At 57.2% G+C, this 17,862-nt stretch carries 17 protein-coding genes; 2 read left to right on the plus strand and 15 right to left on the minus strand.

From position 1 onward, the window contains the following. Positions 1-23: 23 nt before the first annotated feature. From F8N85_RS05145 to F8N85_RS05170, 6 genes are read right to left on the minus strand one after another with little or no spacing between them, the layout of a single operon-like run. Entirely contained in the window at positions 24-689 is a 666-nt protein-coding gene (locus F8N85_RS05145) for an RraA family protein (protein ID WP_224795638.1), read from the minus strand. Positions 690-738: 49 nt separating this feature from the next. Continuing rightward, positions 739-1,749, minus strand: a complete 1,011-nt coding sequence (locus F8N85_RS05150) for a C-terminal binding protein (protein ID WP_150802585.1) — start codon at positions 1,747-1,749, stop codon at positions 739-741. A 27-nt stretch (positions 1,750-1,776) separates the two neighbouring features. Next, positions 1,777-2,526 carry an amino acid ABC transporter ATP-binding protein gene (locus tag F8N85_RS05155; RefSeq protein ID WP_150802586.1) on the minus strand — a complete coding sequence of 250 codons (750 nt, stop codon included), beginning with the start codon at positions 2,524-2,526 and terminating at the stop codon, positions 1,777-1,779. A 1-nt stretch (position 2,527) separates the two neighbouring features. Beyond that, on the minus strand, positions 2,528-3,328 hold the full coding sequence (locus F8N85_RS05160) for an amino acid ABC transporter permease (protein ID WP_150802587.1): 801 nt from the start codon (positions 3,326-3,328) through the stop codon (positions 2,528-2,530). Continuing rightward, positions 3,328-4,047, minus strand: coding sequence for an amino acid ABC transporter permease (locus tag F8N85_RS05165; protein ID WP_150802588.1), 720 nt, complete (start codon positions 4,045-4,047; stop codon positions 3,328-3,330). Before F8N85_RS05165 ends, F8N85_RS05160 begins: the two co-directional genes overlap by 1 nt. 44 nt (positions 4,048-4,091) lie before the next feature. Further along, positions 4,092-4,919 carry a transporter substrate-binding domain-containing protein gene (locus F8N85_RS05170; protein ID WP_150802589.1) on the minus strand — a complete coding sequence of 276 codons (828 nt, stop codon included), beginning with the start codon at positions 4,917-4,919 and terminating at the stop codon, positions 4,092-4,094. A gap of 122 nt (positions 4,920-5,041) precedes the next feature. Between F8N85_RS05170 and F8N85_RS05175 the strand changes: the two genes are divergently transcribed. After that, positions 5,042-5,947, plus strand: a complete 906-nt coding sequence (locus F8N85_RS05175; protein ID WP_150802590.1) for a LysR substrate-binding domain-containing protein — start codon at positions 5,042-5,044, stop codon at positions 5,945-5,947. Between the two features lie 213 nt (positions 5,948-6,160). On the opposite strand, the gene F8N85_RS05180 is transcribed toward F8N85_RS05175, so the two are convergent. The 3 genes from F8N85_RS05180 to F8N85_RS34840 form a co-directional block, all read right to left on the minus strand. Next, a complete protein-coding gene (locus tag F8N85_RS05180) occupies positions 6,161-7,144 on the minus strand; it encodes a c-type cytochrome (RefSeq protein WP_224795639.1) in 984 nt (327 codons plus the stop codon). Beyond that, a complete protein-coding gene (locus F8N85_RS05185; RefSeq protein WP_150802591.1) occupies positions 7,141-7,806 on the minus strand; it encodes a c-type cytochrome in 666 nt (221 codons plus the stop codon). The genes F8N85_RS05180 and F8N85_RS05185 overlap by 4 nt, the downstream gene beginning before the upstream one ends. Positions 7,807-8,165: 359 nt before the next feature. Beyond that, on the minus strand, positions 8,166-8,468 hold the full coding sequence (locus F8N85_RS34840) for a group II intron maturase-specific domain-containing protein (RefSeq protein WP_224795640.1): 303 nt from the start codon (positions 8,466-8,468) through the stop codon (positions 8,166-8,168). 139 nt (positions 8,469-8,607) lie between these two features. Here F8N85_RS34840 and F8N85_RS34845 point away from each other — a divergent pair, with 139 nt between their 5' ends. Next, entirely contained in the window at positions 8,608-8,973 is a 366-nt protein-coding gene (locus F8N85_RS34845; RefSeq protein ID WP_224795648.1) for a hypothetical protein, read from the plus strand. A 59-nt stretch (positions 8,974-9,032) separates the two neighbouring features. Here the strand turns inward: F8N85_RS34845 and F8N85_RS05195 are convergent, their stop codons facing one another. The 6 genes from F8N85_RS05195 to F8N85_RS05225 all read right to left on the minus strand — a co-directional run bounded on the left by F8N85_RS05195 (position 9,033) and on the right by F8N85_RS05225 (position 17,832). Then, positions 9,033-9,302 carry a type II toxin-antitoxin system RelE/ParE family toxin gene (locus tag F8N85_RS05195; RefSeq protein ID WP_150802592.1) on the minus strand — a complete coding sequence of 90 codons (270 nt, stop codon included), beginning with the start codon at positions 9,300-9,302 and terminating at the stop codon, positions 9,033-9,035. Further along, a complete protein-coding gene (locus tag F8N85_RS05200; protein WP_150802593.1) occupies positions 9,292-9,483 on the minus strand; it encodes an antitoxin in 192 nt (63 codons plus the stop codon). The genes F8N85_RS05195 and F8N85_RS05200 overlap by 11 nt, the downstream gene beginning before the upstream one ends. A gap of 748 nt (positions 9,484-10,231) precedes the next feature. Next, positions 10,232-11,554, minus strand: a complete 1,323-nt coding sequence (locus tag F8N85_RS05210; protein WP_150802594.1) for a DUF1329 domain-containing protein — start codon at positions 11,552-11,554, stop codon at positions 10,232-10,234. A 238-nt stretch (positions 11,555-11,792) separates the two neighbouring features. Continuing rightward, entirely contained in the window at positions 11,793-13,439 is a 1,647-nt protein-coding gene (locus F8N85_RS05215) for a fatty acid--CoA ligase (RefSeq protein ID WP_150802595.1), read from the minus strand. 50 nt (positions 13,440-13,489) lie between these two features. Next, positions 13,490-15,268: an acyl-CoA dehydrogenase C-terminal domain-containing protein gene (locus F8N85_RS05220; protein WP_150802596.1), complete on the minus strand. Its 1,779-nt coding sequence runs from the start codon at positions 15,266-15,268 to the stop codon at positions 13,490-13,492. A gap of 98 nt (positions 15,269-15,366) precedes the next feature. Then, complete coding sequence (locus F8N85_RS05225; protein WP_150802597.1) at positions 15,367-17,832, minus strand: efflux RND transporter permease subunit; 2,466 nt, start codon at positions 17,830-17,832, stop codon at positions 15,367-15,369. Positions 17,833-17,862 lie beyond the last annotated feature (30 nt).

Raw genomic sequence — 17,862 nt, forward strand, 5'->3', positions numbered from 1 at the left:
CGCTCAAACGAATTGGAAAAGGCTTAGCGAACGTGCGATTTCGAAAAGTTGAACACATCCTGAATAGTTTGCCCGCGTCTGATGGCCGCGATCCAATCGACTTCTTTGGCGATGTGGGCTTGGGCCGCAGCCAATACTTCGCTTGCTCGCTCCAATGGTACGACGACGACACCGTCGTCATTACCCAACACGATGTCACCCGGACGTACGACTGCACCGGCAACCGCGATAGGTCCATCGATGACGCCACCGAACCCGTGATGTGGTCCGCGTGGCACTATGGCCTTGCAGAACATGTTGAATCCCAATTCGCGCATGTCAGCCACATCGCGTATCGCGCCGTATACCACCGCACCGCCAATACCGCGCTGTACCGCTTCCTCGGTCATGATGCCGCCCCACACGGCCGTGTCCTCCACGCCGCCGGCGTCGACTACAACGATCTCACCGGGCAAGGCCATGCTGATCAGCTCGCACACACTGGCGCAGTCGCCGACCATTGTGGTGACTGTTCGCGCCTGCCCACACAGGATGGCGCCGGAGGAAATCGACTTGATTGTCGAGTTCATCACCTGGGTTCTGTTCATACAATCGGACGCAACCGCGGGCGCAATGGAGCGCCAAGCGTTAAGTTCATCGACTGTCAGTTTGCGAAATTGCGCATCTATCCGCTCGAAAGCCATAGTCATTCTATCCAGAGTTCTTGATCAGTTATGGAGTGGCGCCCTGCTCTACCGCTTACTTCTGCCAACCGGGGTTTACGTTGTTGCGCACCGTCTTGTGCACCAGGTAATCCACCAGGATCTGCGCAGAAAAACACCTCATGTCCAAGTAACCAGCCTGCGAGTAAAACGCTGAGTGCGGTGTCACGACCAGGCGTCCAGCCAGCCACGGCTCCTCATTGCGCCATGCCTCAAGAAGCGCGGGCAGCGGTACCGGCGGTTCATTGGGCAACACATCCAGCCCGACGGCTGCCAGCTTCGCGCTGCGTAATGCGCGCTCAACCGCATTGATGTCGACCAACCCACCACGAGCGATGTTTATGAGGATGCTGTCGTCTTTGCACATATCAAGGAAGGTATCGTCCACCATGCCTCGCGTGCTGCTCGACAGGGGCACGTGCAGACTGACCACGTCCGCCCGTGCCAACAGTTCTTCGAGCGTCTTGACCCGTTCGAAACCCAGGCCCAACTCATGCCCCTCGGGAAGCAAGGGGTCGTGGTAAATGACCTGCATATCCAGCGCGGCAACGCGGCGCGCCACGGCTGTGCCGATACGGCCCATGCCGATAGCACCAAAGGTTGCCCCCCGAATACGCCGCACGACAGGCACATTCTCTGCCACGAACCCATTGACCGGGTCTGCCTTGAGCCTGCGCTCATATGTTCCGAGGCCGCGTACCAGATAAAGCAACATGGCCACGGCATGGTCGGCGACTTCTGTCGTGCCGTAGTTAGGCACGTTGGATACCGGGATGTGCCGCTCGCGACAGGCGTTGATATCAACGTTGTCAAAGCCCACACCGACACGAACGATCAGCTTGCAGTTGTCCAGCATCTCGACGACTGACTTGTCGATCTGCATTCGGTGCCAGAGCAGCACGGCATCGCAATCCCGCCAGTCACTTTCGGGTATCGCGTGCGCACTGGTTTCGTCATAGACGGTGTAATCAAACAACTCTTTGGAAACCTGTCGCTCGACCGCCAGGTCGCGCAGATGCGCGTCGGGCACCAATATCTTGAATCCCATAGGTTTTCTCCGCTTTGAGGGTTGCAGTCAGAGCACCTTGTCCAGGAACGCCTTGAGGCGCGGATCGACAGGGTTGTGGAAAAACTCGGAGGGCGGTGCGTGTTCAACGATCACCCCCTTGTCCGTGAAATACACGTGATCGGCCACTTCCTCCGCAAAGCGCATTTCATGGGTGACCAGCACACAGGTCAGGCCGCCATCGGCCAGGTCCTTGATGACGTTGAGTACTTCCTTGACCATTTCGGGATCGAGCGCGGCGGTCACCTCATCAAACAAAATGATATTTGGCTCCATTGCCAGCGCACGAGCGATAGCGACTCGCTGCTGTTGTCCCCCCGACAACGAACCGGGGTAACAATCCGCTTTGTCTGATAGCTGTACCTTTTCCAGCAGCCGAAGCGCTCGTCCACGGACTTCATCACGGGCATGCTTGAGCACCTGGATGGGCGCCATCATGATGTTCTCCAGTACCGTGCGGTGCGGGAACAGGTTGTATTGCTGGAACACCATCGCCACTTCCTGACGCAGCGGGACCAGAGACTTCTCTGTTCGCAAGCTCTCTACCTGGTGTGCCCCGACCCGGATGCTGCCGCTGTCGATCGGCACCAAACCGTTGATGCAGCGAAGAATCGTCGACTTTCCGGAGCCCGATGGGCCGACGATGCACACCACGCTTGCAGCGTCGATTTCCAGTGAGATGCCGCGCAGCACTTCGATATCTGCATAGGATTTACGGACGCCGGAAAGCGATACGATGGGCGTTGAAGTTTTGTTCATGTCAGCGATTCCGTCTCAGATGGCTTTCAAGGGCACGGCTTGCCACCGAAATCGGGTAGCAAAAACTGAAGAAGATCAACAGGATGTAGAGGTAGATGGCGGTGGCGAAACGATCGCCATCGCTGGCAATCACGGTCTTGGCGATGGACAGCACATCGGAGGTTCCGGTGATGACCACCAGGCTGGTTCCAATGAACAGCATGGCGTAGGTGGTCATGATGTTTGGCAACATCTGCGGGAAGGCTTGTGGCAGGACAATGCGCCGCAGAATGGCCCCCCGCCGATACCCCAACGACAAAGCCGACTCCCATTGACCCGAGGGAATGGTCTGAATCCCGTTACGGAAAACTTCAGCCATGTACGCCGTCACGGGCACCGACAAGCCGACCACGGCCTTGAAAAATGGCGAGACCCAGAACTCGACGCCCCCTACGCTGATGCGGAACGGAATCAGGTAAAGCATTGCGTAAAGCACCACCAGCCACGGCGAGTTTCGCATGATGTTCATCAGCACTACGCAAGGCGCGCGTATCACCGCGTTGTGCGAAGTCATGCCTGAGCCAAGTAGTACTCCCAGTACAGTAGAAATCGCCATTGCACATAGGCTGATCAAGATGTTGGCGGTAAATCCTCCTCCCATACTTTCGAAGTTAGCGGCTCCCGTCAGTAGTAACGAAGAGCGCGATACCAGTACTTGAAAAGCTTCTGCACTGTCCTTGCCATAAGCGCAATAAAAGATGCCGGCGATCAAGGCAATCACGCCAAAGAAACCTAATCCGCTATATCTGATTGACCCGTTCATTATGGCTGTACCCCAACACCAGGAATCATTACCGAGCGCGCAATCATTCGAGCGGCCAACGCTACCAACGTAGCGATAGACAGATAGACGACCCAAAGGACGATCATTACCTCAATATTGAGGAAGGTCTCGAGCATGACTTGGGTGGCGTAGTACATCACGTCCGCGACCGCGACCAGCGATGCCTGGGCCGATGTTTTGATCAGGCTGACAATGTTGTTGGTCATCCCCGGAATAGTCAGGCGCAGCGCGAGTGGCAGTTCGATCAATCGAAAGATTTGCAGGCGGGTATACCCCAGACTGCGAGCCCCCTCGACCGTTTGCACGGGCACGGCGCCAATGCCCGAGCGCAGCACCTCAATAGCGATCGCACCATTAAATAGCACCAACGACATCACTACGCAGGTGAACCCGCTGAACAAGGGAATGGATCCGCCGCTCAACGGGTCAGTGACAGTCGCGCCCAGGTCCGACAGCATGAAATAGAGAAAGAACAACTGCACCAGCGGCGGGGTATTGCGAAAGAGGTCAACCAGAATCACCGTCAATTGCGCCAGTACCGGTACTTTAAAGTGCATGGTCGCCACCCCGACGATGCCTACGATAAACATGCACAGGGTGCCAATAAGGCTTAGCGCAAGTGTGGTGCCCAGGCCCGTGGCGAACCAGCGCAGATACACCGGATCCGCTAGCCAGCTAAAATCGAGTCCAAGTAACATCGATGACATACCTACTGTGAATGGGCCACTGTTCGGTTCGCTATTTAGAATCCTGACGCCTTGGCGTCGTCAGCCCGCTTGGTCACATAGTCGCTGGTGCCCATCGAATAATTTTTTTCGGCATTCACCATGACGCCGTCGGCTGCTGCAGAGCGGATGGCTTTGTTTACAGCTTCGAGAAAGGCCGGTTCGCCTTTGCGCACGCCACCTGCGATGGGGATGTAGCTGAAGGTCTCAAGGGCGATCTTGTACTTGCCGGCCCAATCAGGATCGCTGAGTTTTTGCTGCAGAATCGGTCCGTCGAAAGCGATCCCTTCGCAACGACCATCCTTGAAGGCGTTGAACAACTCGGAAGTTCCGGAGAACAACACGGGCTGCGCCCCGTACTTTTCCGAGAGGATGCGGTTAAACATATTTCCCTGAACACCGCAGAGTTTTCGGCCTTTGGTGTCGTCCCAGGTCTTTACCGTCGTCTCCTTCGGTGCCAGCAGTACGATGCCGGCCATGGAGTAATAGGCGTCGGTAAAATCCACTACCCTGGCGCGCTCGGGCGTCTCGCCCAACGTTGCGAGAACCAGGTCGATGCGACCGGCCTTGAGCAACTCGATACGATTACTGGCCACAACAGGTACAAATTCAATTTTGCCCGCCGGGCCGAGAATTTTTTTGGCCACAGCCTCGGCGAGATCAATTTCAAAGCCTTTGAGATTGCCTTCGCGATCAAGAAAACCGAAGGGCATATAGTCGTTTTTGATTCCGACGGTCAACGTGCCGCGGCCTCTAACATCCTCCAGCTGGTCGGCCATCGCGATTGCGCTAACCGATGCCATCGCGACCACCCCAACACACAACTTCTTGAGTACTTCGAGCATTTCGACACCCCTTTTATGATTTTTGTGAATGTTCGATGGAGAAGATCATAGGCAGCCAATGATCATTAGAGATAATATTATTTAGTTAATGGTGAATAAGTTAATCTTATGGAGAGGTGTCTATGCACATCCGCCAGCTGGAAGCGTTCCGTGCTGTCATGACAAGTGGCGGAGTGAGCCGTGCCGCCGAGCTGTTGCACGTGTCACAGCCGGCTGTCAGTCAGCTCATTTATCAGTTGGAAAGTTTTTACGATCTTGAACTTTTTCAGCGGGTTGGTAATCGTCTTAAACCGACACGGGAAGCCCAAGCGCTCCTTGTGGAAGTGGAAGCCATGTTCGCAGGCGTCAAGCGAGTGGCTCGTGTGGCCGCATCACTACGGGAACAGCATTGGGGGGCGCTAAGCATCGCTTCATTTCCCATCATTGCGCGCAATCTGCTCCCGCGGATTGTCGCCCGCTATTGCCGGGACCGCGCCGATGTGCAGTTTCACCTGCAGAGCATGCGCTCACGAAGCCTGATCGACGCAGTGGCTACCCAACAGATGGAAATCGGACTGAGCTTCATCCCTTCCGACCGCGAGGAAACAGAGAGCGAGCACCTGATGGCGTTGAGAGCCGTTTGCATACTTCCAGCCGATCATCCATTGGCATCCAAGCAAACGATCCACGCTAGCGACCTGGCGAACCAACCCTTTATCTCTTTAGGGCCTCATGACCAATCCCGGGTACTGATCGATAAAATCTTTGATGACAGGCAAATCCCCCGTCGCTTGCGTATAGAAACCGGCCAATCCGACGCGGCCTGCGCAATTGTCGCCGAAGGGCTGGGCGTATCTGTCGTCGATCCGATCAGCGCCTCAGAGAACCTCGGCATGGGCATTGTGGTGCGTGCGTTCGAGCCACAGGTTCTGTTCGACATATGGCTGATACGCTCCAGGAGCGCGAGCAAATCGAGCCTGAGCGACAGTTTTGTCGCATTTCTAAAGGAAGAACTGGCATTAGCAGCTTTTCATCAGCTACGGGGCTGACGCTCAATCAAAAGTATTGCAAAGCCTGACCGGTGGCCGATTCGACATGGCTACCGATCTGGCTGACGGAGCCGCTGCCAGAGAGGGCCCCGGCCACGGTCATCGTATTGTTGACTACTACACAGCACCAATGCCGTCAGCCCTTAGGCGCTATGAGTTGATGTCCAACCTGTGGTGCATGGATCGACTGAACACCTGCCGACTTTCATGTGGTTAGTTGATACCTTGCCCCAGCTTCACGCCGTTAACGGACTCTCCATACAAGTTTACGCCATCACCCTTGTGGTATTTTTCGCGGGTCTTTTCAACGGAACCATCGACCAGGCGTGGGTCCTGAGGTCGCTCATGACTATTGATGTAAGCAGCCACATGCCAGGCTTCGTCATTGGTCAGCGAACCGCCTTTACCTAGAGGCATGTTTTGTTTGATAAAGCCGGCAGCAGTATTGATACGGTGCATGCCCGCCCCCCAGTTGTAAGAGTCCTTACCCCAAAGTGGTGGAAATACGAATTTCCCGGCGGACTTTTGGCCCTGCCCTTCCCCGCCATGGCAGATGGAGCATTGCTCGGCATAAATTTGTTTCCCTTTAACCAGATCAAAACCTTTTTCCGGGGCAGGGATAACAGGATAGAGGCGTCCTGGTAAGTCCACACCCACAGGCGCTTTGGTCGCCAGCCAATAAGCATAGGTACTTAACGCTTTCATTACATGGCTATCACTCGGGGGTGCCTTGCCGTTCATGCTGAATTCGAAGCAGCCCTGCAGGCGCTCTGTAAACGTATTGACCTTGTTGTTCTTTTTTCGAAAGGCAGGGTACATGCCATAAGCTCCCCAAAGAGGAGCTGAATTCGCCATACGACCTTGATCGAGGTGGCAGTTGCTGCAGCTAAGTCCATTACCAACAAACTCAGGTGCATTTTTCTGGGTGTTGACGAAAATATCTCGCCCTTCCCGCACCATCTCTCCAAATGCGTTGTCTGGAAGCTCCGCTTCTTGAGGCGGAGTAAAAACCGAAGGGCTGAATGGCTTGGCCGGCTCACCAACCGCGACAGGATCGTTGTGAGCATTTTCAACTTTTGGACGCGTGACCGAGTCCATCGCTACTGGCAGCATGTCGCGCTCTTCGTAAAACGTCTTCGCTGCTAAAAGAGGTACAGCTATCGCTACGCTGAGCAATATCTTCGCTGGAAAGTTCATTGGTTGGCCTCCCCGTTCAGGTTGGCGAAATAGGCTGACAAGTCTTTAATTTCAGTGTCGCTCAGCGAGCGCGCGATATGACTCATCAAGTCATTGGGATCATTCTTGCGCGTACCACTACGCCAGGCATTCAACTGTGCCGCGATGTAGACACCGGACTGGCCAACGAGCGGAGGAAAACTTTCTCCCACTCCAGTGCTACCCACCCCGTGACACGCTACACATGAAGGAATATTGCGACTCCAGTCTCCTTGTTTCACCAACCTTTCAGCGGCGCTGCCAATACTTCCTGTGGAATCTAAATCAGCGCTCGAAGCCGCGGTATCTAAAGCACCAAGATAGCTCGCAACAGCCTTGCCTTCGGAATCGGTAAGCGCCAATGCGATGGGTTGCATCACGGCATTGGTCCGCTTGCCTGAGCGAAAATCCTCAAGCTGCTTGACCAGATAACCTTGCGGCAGGCCCGCCAAACGGGGAAACCCGGCGCTAGCGGTGCCCATCCCATTATCTGCATGACAGGTGGCGCAGGCCATGGCTGCAGGTGACTCGCCCCCTTGAGTGTAGATTTTCTGTCCCTGGGGGACGGCATGTGCTGCTGTTGCAAGCATAAAAACACACACGCTAACGCTGGTCTTGAGACCAAATCGATTGGCAAGATTCATGGTTTTGAACTCCTTTTCCGGCTAATTCACAGCGTCAATCGACTATTACGCCCCCGGCACGAGAGTTGCGGGCAGGGGGCTTTAGATTGCACCGTAATATTTATTTGGAATATCCTTATACTCTTAGAGTATATCGAAAAACCAGGCTGTACCACCAACATTCAGCTGATTTGAGGCTCGATCGATCTCGTTCACGACATGAACATGCCAATTTGGACAGGTTTTCACCGGACACCTTCTGTGGAGTGCCACGCCGCCGCCTCTCTGCCGCGCCTACGCGATACATCTTCGCGCGGCCCTGTATCGATTTGAGCATTTTCCTGCCCCAGCGGGACTCGAAATACTCATCTCAGTTGGGCTCATGCGGATAGACGACGGCCTTGATCTTGTGCCGCACGATCGGCGTATCCGGTGCGCGGACGCCTTCTTACCGCCTGACGCCAAAGCATTGTCCAGACTTCGCTGTCTACCTGGTTGAAGACTTTCTTGGCAACCACATGGCTATGGTAGTTCGCCCAACCCCGTAAAAACTCCAGCCACCCTTTCGAACAACCACTGATGATGAGGTCATCTGCATAACGCACCACGCGCATCTTTCGGGCTGTCCACTTCGCATAGGGAAATTTCTTCGCCAGCATCGCTTCCAAACCATCCAGTGTCATGTTGGCCAGATCGGGGAAATGATGCCTCCTTGCGGAGTTCCGGCGTGGCTGGGGAATAGTTCGTTCTGGTAGACGTAACCCGCCTTGAGCTATTTCTGCAAAATCGCCGTATCCATAGGGATGTGGCGATCAACCAGTCATGGCTTATATTGTCGAAACAGCCGAGCTTTTCGACGTGTTGATCCAGGTTCTCGACACACTGCATCAATTGCGCCGCCAGGGTGCGCAGTTGTTCAGGATTCAGTTTGTCGAGAGAGGGGGCAGAAGTCATGCCGCCGATTTTGCCAATTACGATCCGCAAAGCAAACTCGTAATCGAGGTCACGCTGAACACCTCTCACGGGGCAGATAGAGGTTTCTTTCGAGTCGGCTACGACTATTCAATTAAGCGCTCAGGCGATTATCTTCACGTTTGCTTCTTGAACGCCCAGACGAAGATGGAGGCCGGCCACTTCGGGCGATATTCTGTGGGAAGAGCCACGAACGAAGTTTTGTGGGGTCGATGAACGAGGTGACCACGCGTAACGCCGCGCTCGCGGAGCCCCCAAAGCTCAAGCTGGTGGCGTTAGGGGTATTCCTGTCTTGCATGCAAAACGCTCACGATCTCGATTCGATCCGTCACTTGATAAACCACCAAGTAGTTGGGATGCACAACTATTTCCCGAGTACCTGGTAGTCGGCCAAATCGATAGAGGTAAGGATGTTCGGGAAGGGCTGATGTAGCAGCCTCAATGGCTTGGTACAGCTCACTAGCCGCTACAAGGTGACGGTCGCCAATATAATCCAGGATTTGCCAGAGTTCGGCCCGCGCTTCGGGCCGCCACTCAACCAGCATCGTGCTTGTTGCGCTTTGATTCGATGAGGGCTCGCATTTCAGCCATCACCTGATCGTGCGGGATACTTGGGCGCGGATCATCCAGCGAAGCCTGTACCTTGGCCCGGAACCAACGGTCATAGCTGGCGGCCTGTTCTTCGGTGTCGAACTCTGAAACGATGGGAGAAAGTTGGGCACTCATAGTGACCTCCGGGATCAATGCGTACCAGTCTAATCGGTATGTGGCTCGTTGTCGTCGCTGTCTAGATGAAGTACGCCCCGCCAGGCGTCGGGTTGGTCACTCCAACCAAGTCAAATCGTAAACGCCCCGCTTCCGACGGCCAACCCTGAAAAACCGTCAGAAAATCCCTCGATTTTTCTACACGTCCACCCCATGCAACGTGATCGAGGCTATATCAATATCCGGCTCACGCCACCTGCAACAGCTTTGCATAGGATCAGGCTGGCGGTTACTTCAGGCTGCTCGACCTTGCGCACTACGCTCAGCGCATCCGGGGCTGAGGTAGGACTACAGCTATTCCTGAGTGACCAGGGCTACTCGTTCGTGAGTCCGGCTGTTTTTTTACCCAAGCCTGGGTGATGGTCGCGACCACCCTCCTCCAACAGTTTCTTTCTACAACGGATCAAGGGGTTGTAGCTCATTTCTCATGTAATCTAGAAAGGTTACGATATCGGTTGAACCTTCCTTTCGCATGTAACACCCCGCAACCAACGTGACTGGATGACCGCACACAGTTCCTCTAGTTTCTCAAGCGTTGGGAGAGTCATTCCTCGCTCTAGCAAATTTAGGTTTTTGCGGCTGCTGACCCGTGAGAAAGCCTCTTGGATGAGACCTCGCTGAAGGCAAACCTACCTCAGCGTTGCCCCAAAGGCTGGCATCAATAAAGCGGTCTATTGATCATTCAAATACGCGCTCTATCACAAAGTGCCTAGCGAATGCCGGCACCTGCCATGGACTCCGGTGACCATTGCGCCACCGACAGCGGTTCGATGTACTTGATACCGCCGTGAGGCCCTACCACACCATTGATGTTGTAAGTGCCGAGCGACAGATCGTAGGTCATGAAAGGTGTGGCATCCGGAACCAGCTTGTCATAGCTCTGGCTGAGGAAGGCGAAGGAGCCACGGTAGAGCTCGCCATTTGCGTTGTACTGATCGGAGGCCAGAGCGGCCCAGCTGTCTTCATCCAGGTAGAAGCGGCGCTTCTGGTAGATGTGCTGTGCACCGGGTTTGAGGTTGCCCTCCACAACCCAGACGCGGTGTTTTTCCCAGCGCACGAAATCGGGTGCAAGGTGGTGGGGAGTGGTCAACGAGTTGGGATCCTGGGCGTAGGTCAGCTTGTAGGTATTGTAGGGCACGATCATTTCTTGCTTGCCCACCAGCGTCCAGTTGTAAAGATCCAGTGCACGGGCGGTACCGGGGTTAGGGGTATCGTAGGCCAGGATCGATACCAACTTGACGCGGCGCTGGCCAGGCAGGTACTGCCAGCCGCGCCCCGGCTGTTGCAGTGGGTTGATGGCGTTTTTAAGCATGATCGACTCGCCGGCCCGACGCGCAGGGCCGGTGTAGGACAACTTCATTTGATGGTAAATGTCGGTGTTGTTGATGGGCTTCGACATGTTTTCATACATCGGGAAGGAGATGAACGCTTCGCCGGTGACAGCCAGGCTCGGTACGCCGGCCGAGTCGACGTTCCAGGAGTCGTACTTGGAGTGGATGCTGACGCCTTGGTAGCGTAGCAAGAAGTTCCACATCGCCTCGGCGCCCGATTGCGGGATCGGAAACGGCACACCGGGCAGTGCGTTATCGATGGCCGCCCCGCCATCCAGGGATTTGGCATGGGTGGCATTCCTGCGACTGTTGTCCAGTACCACCTGCGGCAGTGCTGCAGTGCGGTGGGTCGGATACAGGTCGATGCGGTAGCTGGGGAAGCGCTTGGCCAGTTCCACCGTGGTGGCAGTCAGCATGCCCTTGTACTGGTCGACATTTTTGCCATTGATCACCAGCAGCGGCTTTTCGCCGGCAAAAGGGTCCGGGCGCATGCTGTCGCCCGTCTTGAAACCGGCCGGAGCAGAGGTCAGACCACCGTTATAAGCCGGAATGGAGCCATCGGCATTACCTGCCTTTTCGGCACCTACCAGGGTCAGGCTGGTGCCCAGCCTGGCCGCTTCCTGACTGGACACGGACGCCTGAGCACCCATGACCACCGTCATGGCCAGCGAAGCAGCCAGCAGACTTTTCCCGGATTTCATCTTTTTATTCTCCTGCTTAGATTGACTAAGCAATTCGTGAGATTTTTATAGTTATGACATTAGGGACTCCTCCTCCGGTGCGCTTTTCATTTGACGACAGTTACTTTGCTATTGATGACAGTTCAGAGCGGCTGCCGTCTGGGCGCACTGAGCAGCGACAAGCTGGAAAATGACTCACGAACAAAAAAGGCCCCGCCCGGAGAACGGAGCCTTTTGAGTAAACCACTCGATGTGCAGCTTACCGAGACAACTCGTTTTCCCGGATCAGCTTCTTGTTGATCTTGCCGACACTGGTTTTGGGGATATCGGCAACGAATCGGATCTGCCTGGGAATCGCCCACTTGTTGATACGGCCGCTTTCAACATACTGGTGCAGATGGGCCTCCAGCATTTTGGAGTCAACGTCTTGTCCCGGCGCGCGCACCACCAGGGCCACCGGCCGCTCCCCCCACTGCGGATCAGGAATACCCACCACCGCCACAGCGGTGACGCCCGGGTACTCGCTGATCAGGCTCTCCAACTCCAGCGAGCTGATCCACTCCCCACCCGTCTTGATGACGTCCTTGATCCGGTCCTTTATTTCCACCACACCCAGCGCATCGATCGAGGCGATATCACCGGTGTGCATCCAGCCGTTTTCCCAAAGCTGGGCGCCCTGCTCCGGCTCTTTCAGGTAACCCTGGGTCAGCCAGGGCGCACGCAACACGAGCTCGCCCTGGGCTTCGCCATCGTGAGGTGCATCGTTACCGAGGGCATCGATGATCCTCATGTCGACCATCGGCACCGCGACCCCTGTCTTGATCCGAGTGGCCACCTGGTCTTGCGCACTTAATTGATAGTCCGCTTCGCGCAAGTGCGTGAGGCAAATCAACGGACAGGTCTCGGACATGCCATAGCCACTATGGACACGCATGCCTTTTGCCGTCGCCTGGGCAGCGATGCCATGGGTCAAGGCACTGCCGCCCAGGAGCATTTTCCAGCCGCTGAAATCGGTCTGCGCCGATTCCTTGCAATCGAGGATCATCTGCAGAATCGTCGGCACGCAATGGGAAAAGCTGACCTTCTCATCGCGGTACAACCTGACCAGGCTGTTGGGTTCGTAGCGGCCCGGGTAAACCTGCTTGATGCCCATGAGTGTCGCGACATAGGGCACGCCCCAGGCGTGCACATGGAACATCGGCGTGATGGGCATGTACACATCGTCCGAGCGCAACAACGGCAAGCCCTGGTAGACGCCCAGGGTGCCGACCGCGTTCAGGGTGTGCAGCACCAACTGGCGGTGGCTGAAGTACACGCCCTTGGGGTTGCCCGTGGTGCCGGTGGTGTAGAACAGGGTCGCCACCGAGTTCTCGTCGAAATCGGGGAAGTCGAAGTGGCACGCACTCTGGGCCAACAGCGCTTCATACTCGCCTGCCACGGGCAGTTCGGTCGCAGGTGCGCCGACGTCACTGAGCTGGATATAGTGCTTGACGGTGGTCAGCTCGCCATGAATCTGCTCCATCAAGGGCAGGAAATCATCATGCACCAGCACCACGTCATCCTCGGCGTGGTTCATGGTGTAGAGCACCTGCTCCGGGGAGAGGCGGATGTTGACCGTGTGCAACACCGCGCCGATCATCGGCACGGCGAAGAAGCACTCCAGATAGCGGTGGCTGTCCCAATCGAGCAGCGCAACGGTATCCCCTGCCTTGACCCCTGCGCTGACCAATGCATTGGCCAACTGCCGGATCCGCTCATTGAGCGTGCGGTAGCTGTAACGCAGCTTGTCCGCATAGACGATCTCCTGATCGGGCGCGTAGCGCGCACCCGAGAGCAGCAGGCTTTTGATCAACAAGGGGTAGCTGTAGGCGCCTTCGGCGGGCGCGATTATTTTTGTTTTCGACACAGTGGTTCGTCCTGATTCAGTGGTTAGGCGTTCATCGCCAGTGTGTTGGGTCAGAACTGCCCTGCATCGAGCAGGTACAGCGACTCGCTACCGGCCTTGACCGATGCTGCCAGCGAATGGATACGCGGCAACAGGCGAGCGAAATAGAAGCGCGCGGTACCCATCTTGCTGGCGTAGAACTCGTCCTGCGCTTCCTTGCCCATCGCAGCCTTGGCCATCAATGCCCACATGTAGGCATAGGCCACGTAACCGAAGGTTTGCAGGTACTCGACCGAGGCTGCGCCGATTTCATTCGGATTGCCCTTGGCCCGATCCAGTACCCAGGCGGTCAGCTCGTCGAGGTTGTCCAGGGCAGCGTTCAGCGGCTTGGTGAATTCGGCCAGCTGCGCACCGGCGGTGGCGGTGAAGTGGCGGATTTCATCGGCGAACAATTGGTAGAAGGCACCACCGGTACCTACAACCTTGCGCCCAACCAGGTCCAGCGCCTGGATACCGTTGGTGCCTTCGTAGATCTGGGTGATGCGCACATCCCGCACCAATTGCTCCTGGCCCCATTCGCGGATGTAACCGTGGCCACCAAATACTTGCTGGCCGTGCACGGTGGTTTCCAGGCCGAGGTCGGTGAGGAAGGCCTTGGCGACCGGCGTCAGCAAGGCGACCAACTCGTCGCCGCGTTTGCGTGCGGCCGGGTCTTCGCTGTACTTGGCGGTGTCGAGTTGCATGGCCACATAGGTGGAAAACGCACGGCCGCCTTCGTTCAGCGCTTTCATGGTCAGCAACATGCGGCGCACGTCCGGGTGGCCGATGATCGGGTCAGCCACCTTGTCCTTGGCCTGCGGCCCGGTTGGCGCACGGCTCTGCAGGCGATCGCGGGCGTACTCGACGGCATTCTGGTAGGAGCGTTCGCCACACGCCAGGCCCTGGATGCCGACACCCAGGCGTTCGTAGTTCATCATGGTGAACATGGCCGCCAGGCCCTTGTTCGGCTCGCCGACGAGATAGCCAACCGCCCCGTCGAAGTTCATCACGCAGGTGGACGAACCCTTGATGCCCATCTTGTGCTCGATCGAACCGCAGTTGACCGGGTTGCGCGCGCCCAGGCTGCCGTCGGCATTGACCAGGAACTTCGGCACCAGAAACAGCGAAATGCCCTTGGCCCCGGCCGGTGCGTCCGGCAGCTTGGCCAGTACCAGGTGGATGATGTTTTCGGTCAGGTCCTGCTCGCCGCCGGTGATGAAGATCTTGGTGCCGCTGACTTTATAGGAGCCATCGGCCTGGGGTTCGGCGCGGGTACGGATGATGCCCAGGTCGGTACCGGCATGGGGTTCGGTCAGGCACATTGAGCCGGTCCAGACGCCGGCATACATGTTCGGCAGGTAGAGGGTCTTCAGTTCTTCGCTGGCGTGGGCCTTGAGCGACAGGCAGGCACCGGCGGTCAGCATCGGGTACAGGCTGAAGGAAAGATTGGCCCCATTGATCATTTCCTCGACCTGGGCGCCAATCACCTTGGGCATGCCCATGCCGCCGTAGGCCGGATCACCGCCCACGCCGACCCAGCCGCCTTCGGCAAAGGCACGATAAGCGGCCGGGAAGCCATCCGGAGTGGTGACCTCCCCGTTGCTCCAGGAACAACCCTGCTCGTCGCCACTGCGATTGAGGGGGGCAATGAGGCCCGCGGCAACCTTGCCGGCTTCTTCGAGCACGGCATTGGCGGTGTCTTCATCCACCACCTCGGCCAAGGCTGGCATTGCGGCCCACAACCGGGAGACCTCAAAGACTTCATTGAGTACGAAGCGCATATCGCGCAGGGGAGCTTTGTAATCAGACATGATCGAAACACTCAAGTTATGGCAGGGCAATGAATCAGCCCCGATGTGTAAAAATCTCATGCGCTCGGGGCGGCGCTAATGAATCCCTAGGGTTGCCATCAAGTGGCGGTGACGCTGGCAGAAGCCTTCATGCCGGTATCGCGCAGCAGGAAGTACGACAGAGCAGGAATCAGGATCAGCGCGCCGAGCATGTTCCAGATGAACATGAAGGTCAGCAGGATGCCCATGTCGGCCTGGAACTTGATTGGCGACCAGGCCCAGCACACCACGCCGGCGGCCAGGGTAATGCCCACCAGGCCGACCACCCGGCCGGTAAAGGCCACTGCATTGCGATACGCCTGCGACAGTGGCATGCCGCTGCGCTGGAAGTGCAGCTGCACACTGAGCAGGTACAGCGCGTAATCCACGCCAATGCCCACACCCAGGGCAATCACCGGCAAGGTGGCGACTTTCACGCCGATGCCCATGGCGACCATCAACGCCTCGCAGAGAATCGAGGTAAGTACCAGGGGCAGCAGCGCCACTACCGTCGCTCGCCAACTACGGAAGGTGATCAGGCAGAACAGGGTCACCGCCAGGTAGACGTACAGCAGCATGGTGCGATTGGCTTCACGCACCACGATATTGGTCGCAGCTTCAATGCCCGCGGTACCGGCGGCCAGCAGGAACTGGCGATCCGGACTGCTGTTTTCCTGGGCGAACTTGTCGGCGATCGCCACCACCGCGTCCAGGGTTTCGGCCTTGTGGTCCTTGAGGAAGGCGATGACCGGCATCACCGAACAATCGTTATTGAACAACTCCGGGGCATTGACCGAGGCCTGTTGCGCGCCATAGTTCAACACGTCCTGGTTGCGCTGGATGTTGTTGAGCTTGGGGTTGCCCTCGAAGGAACCGGCGGTGATCTGGCGTACCGCATTGACCAGCGATGAGGTCGCCTGCACGCCCGGGTATTGTTGCAGTTCCCAGGCCAGGCGGTCGGCCAGGATCAGCGTCTGATAGTCCAGGCAGCCTTCGGCCGGGGTCTTGATCATGACCGCGAACAGGTCGCTGGACAGCGCGTAGTGGCCGGTGATGTAGGCGTTGTCGCGGTTGTAGCGCGAATCGGCGCGCAGCTCCGGAGCGCCGCTGTCGAGGTCGCCGATCTTCAGATGTGTACTGACCGCGAAACCTGCAATGCCGAGCACCAGGGCCCCCAACACGGTGCCCAACGCCCACTTGCGGGTGGTGAAACGGTCGAGCAGATCCCACAGTTTGCCGAAACCGCGACTCTCGGCGGCCCGGTTGTCGATCTTCAATGCACGCGCGGCGGCCTTGGCGCCAACGCCGACATAGGACAGCGCTACGGGCATCAGCAGCAGTGAGGTGAAGATCAACACGGCCACGCCGATACTGGCGGTAATCGCCAGGTCCTGGATCACCGGAATGTCGATCAGCATCAACACGGCGAAGCCCACCGCGTCGGCCAGCAATGCGGTGACACCGGCGATGAACAGACGGCGGAAGGTGTAACGCGCGGCGATGAGTTTATGGGTGCCGCGGGCAATGTCCTGCATGATCCCGTTCATCTTCTGCGCCGCATGGGACACGCCGATGGCGAAGATCAGGAATGGCACCAGTACCGAGTAGGGATCGATGGCGTAACCCAGCCAGGCGACGATGCCCAGCTGCCAGACCACCGCCGTCAGCGAGCAGAAGATCACCAGCAAGGTGCTGCGGATGCAACGGGTGTAGCCGTAGATAATGACGAACGAGGTGACCACGGCGAGGCCGAAGAACATCATCACTTGGATCAGGCCATCGATCAGGTCGCCGACCAACTTGGCGAAACCGATCACGCGGACCTTGTACTTGCCCTCGCCCTCCTCCGCGCCCTTGCGCGCCGCGCTGTCACCGCCGTACTCGATCTTGTCGCGCAGCTTCTCTTCGAGCTGCTGGCCGAACTGATGGTAATCGATGCCTTGGCCGGTGGCCGAGGCTCTGTCCAGCAGCGGCACGATCAACATGGTCGACTTGAAGTCGCTGGCCACCAGGCTGCCGACGATGCCGGCGCGGTTGATGTTCTGGCGCAGCTGTTCGATATCTTCGGCCGAACCCTTATAGGTATCCGGCATCACCGGGCCGCCCTGGAAGCCTTCCTCGGTCACTTCGGTCCAGCGCACCGCCGGGCTCCACAGTGACTTCATCCAGGCGCGGTCGACGCCTTCGGTGAGGAACAGCTCGTCGTTGACCTGCTTGAGCAACGCCAGGTACTCGGGGTCGAAAATATCACCCCGGGTGTTTTCGATCACCACCCGCACCGAGCTGCCCAGGCCGCGCAAGGACTTGCGGTTTTCCAGGAAATTCTTGATGTACGGCTGGCTCTGGGGAATCATTTTTTCGAAGCTGGGGCGCAGCTCCAGGCGGGTCACCATCATGTAGCCCAGCACCAGGGTGATCAGCGCCATGCACAGCATGAACAGCGGACGGTGATTGAACACCCACCGTTCGAGCCGGTTACCGGAGCTACGATCGAAGTCATGCAGGTCGCAGATCACCGGCATGGTGTCTTGCTGGATATTGCCCATGTCAGGGTTCTCGCTCTAATTGTTGCAGTT

The sequence above is a fragment of the Pseudomonas fluorescens genome, assembly GCF_902497875.1.
Taxonomy (GTDB): domain Bacteria; phylum Pseudomonadota; class Gammaproteobacteria; order Pseudomonadales; family Pseudomonadaceae; genus Aquipseudomonas; species Aquipseudomonas fluorescens_BR.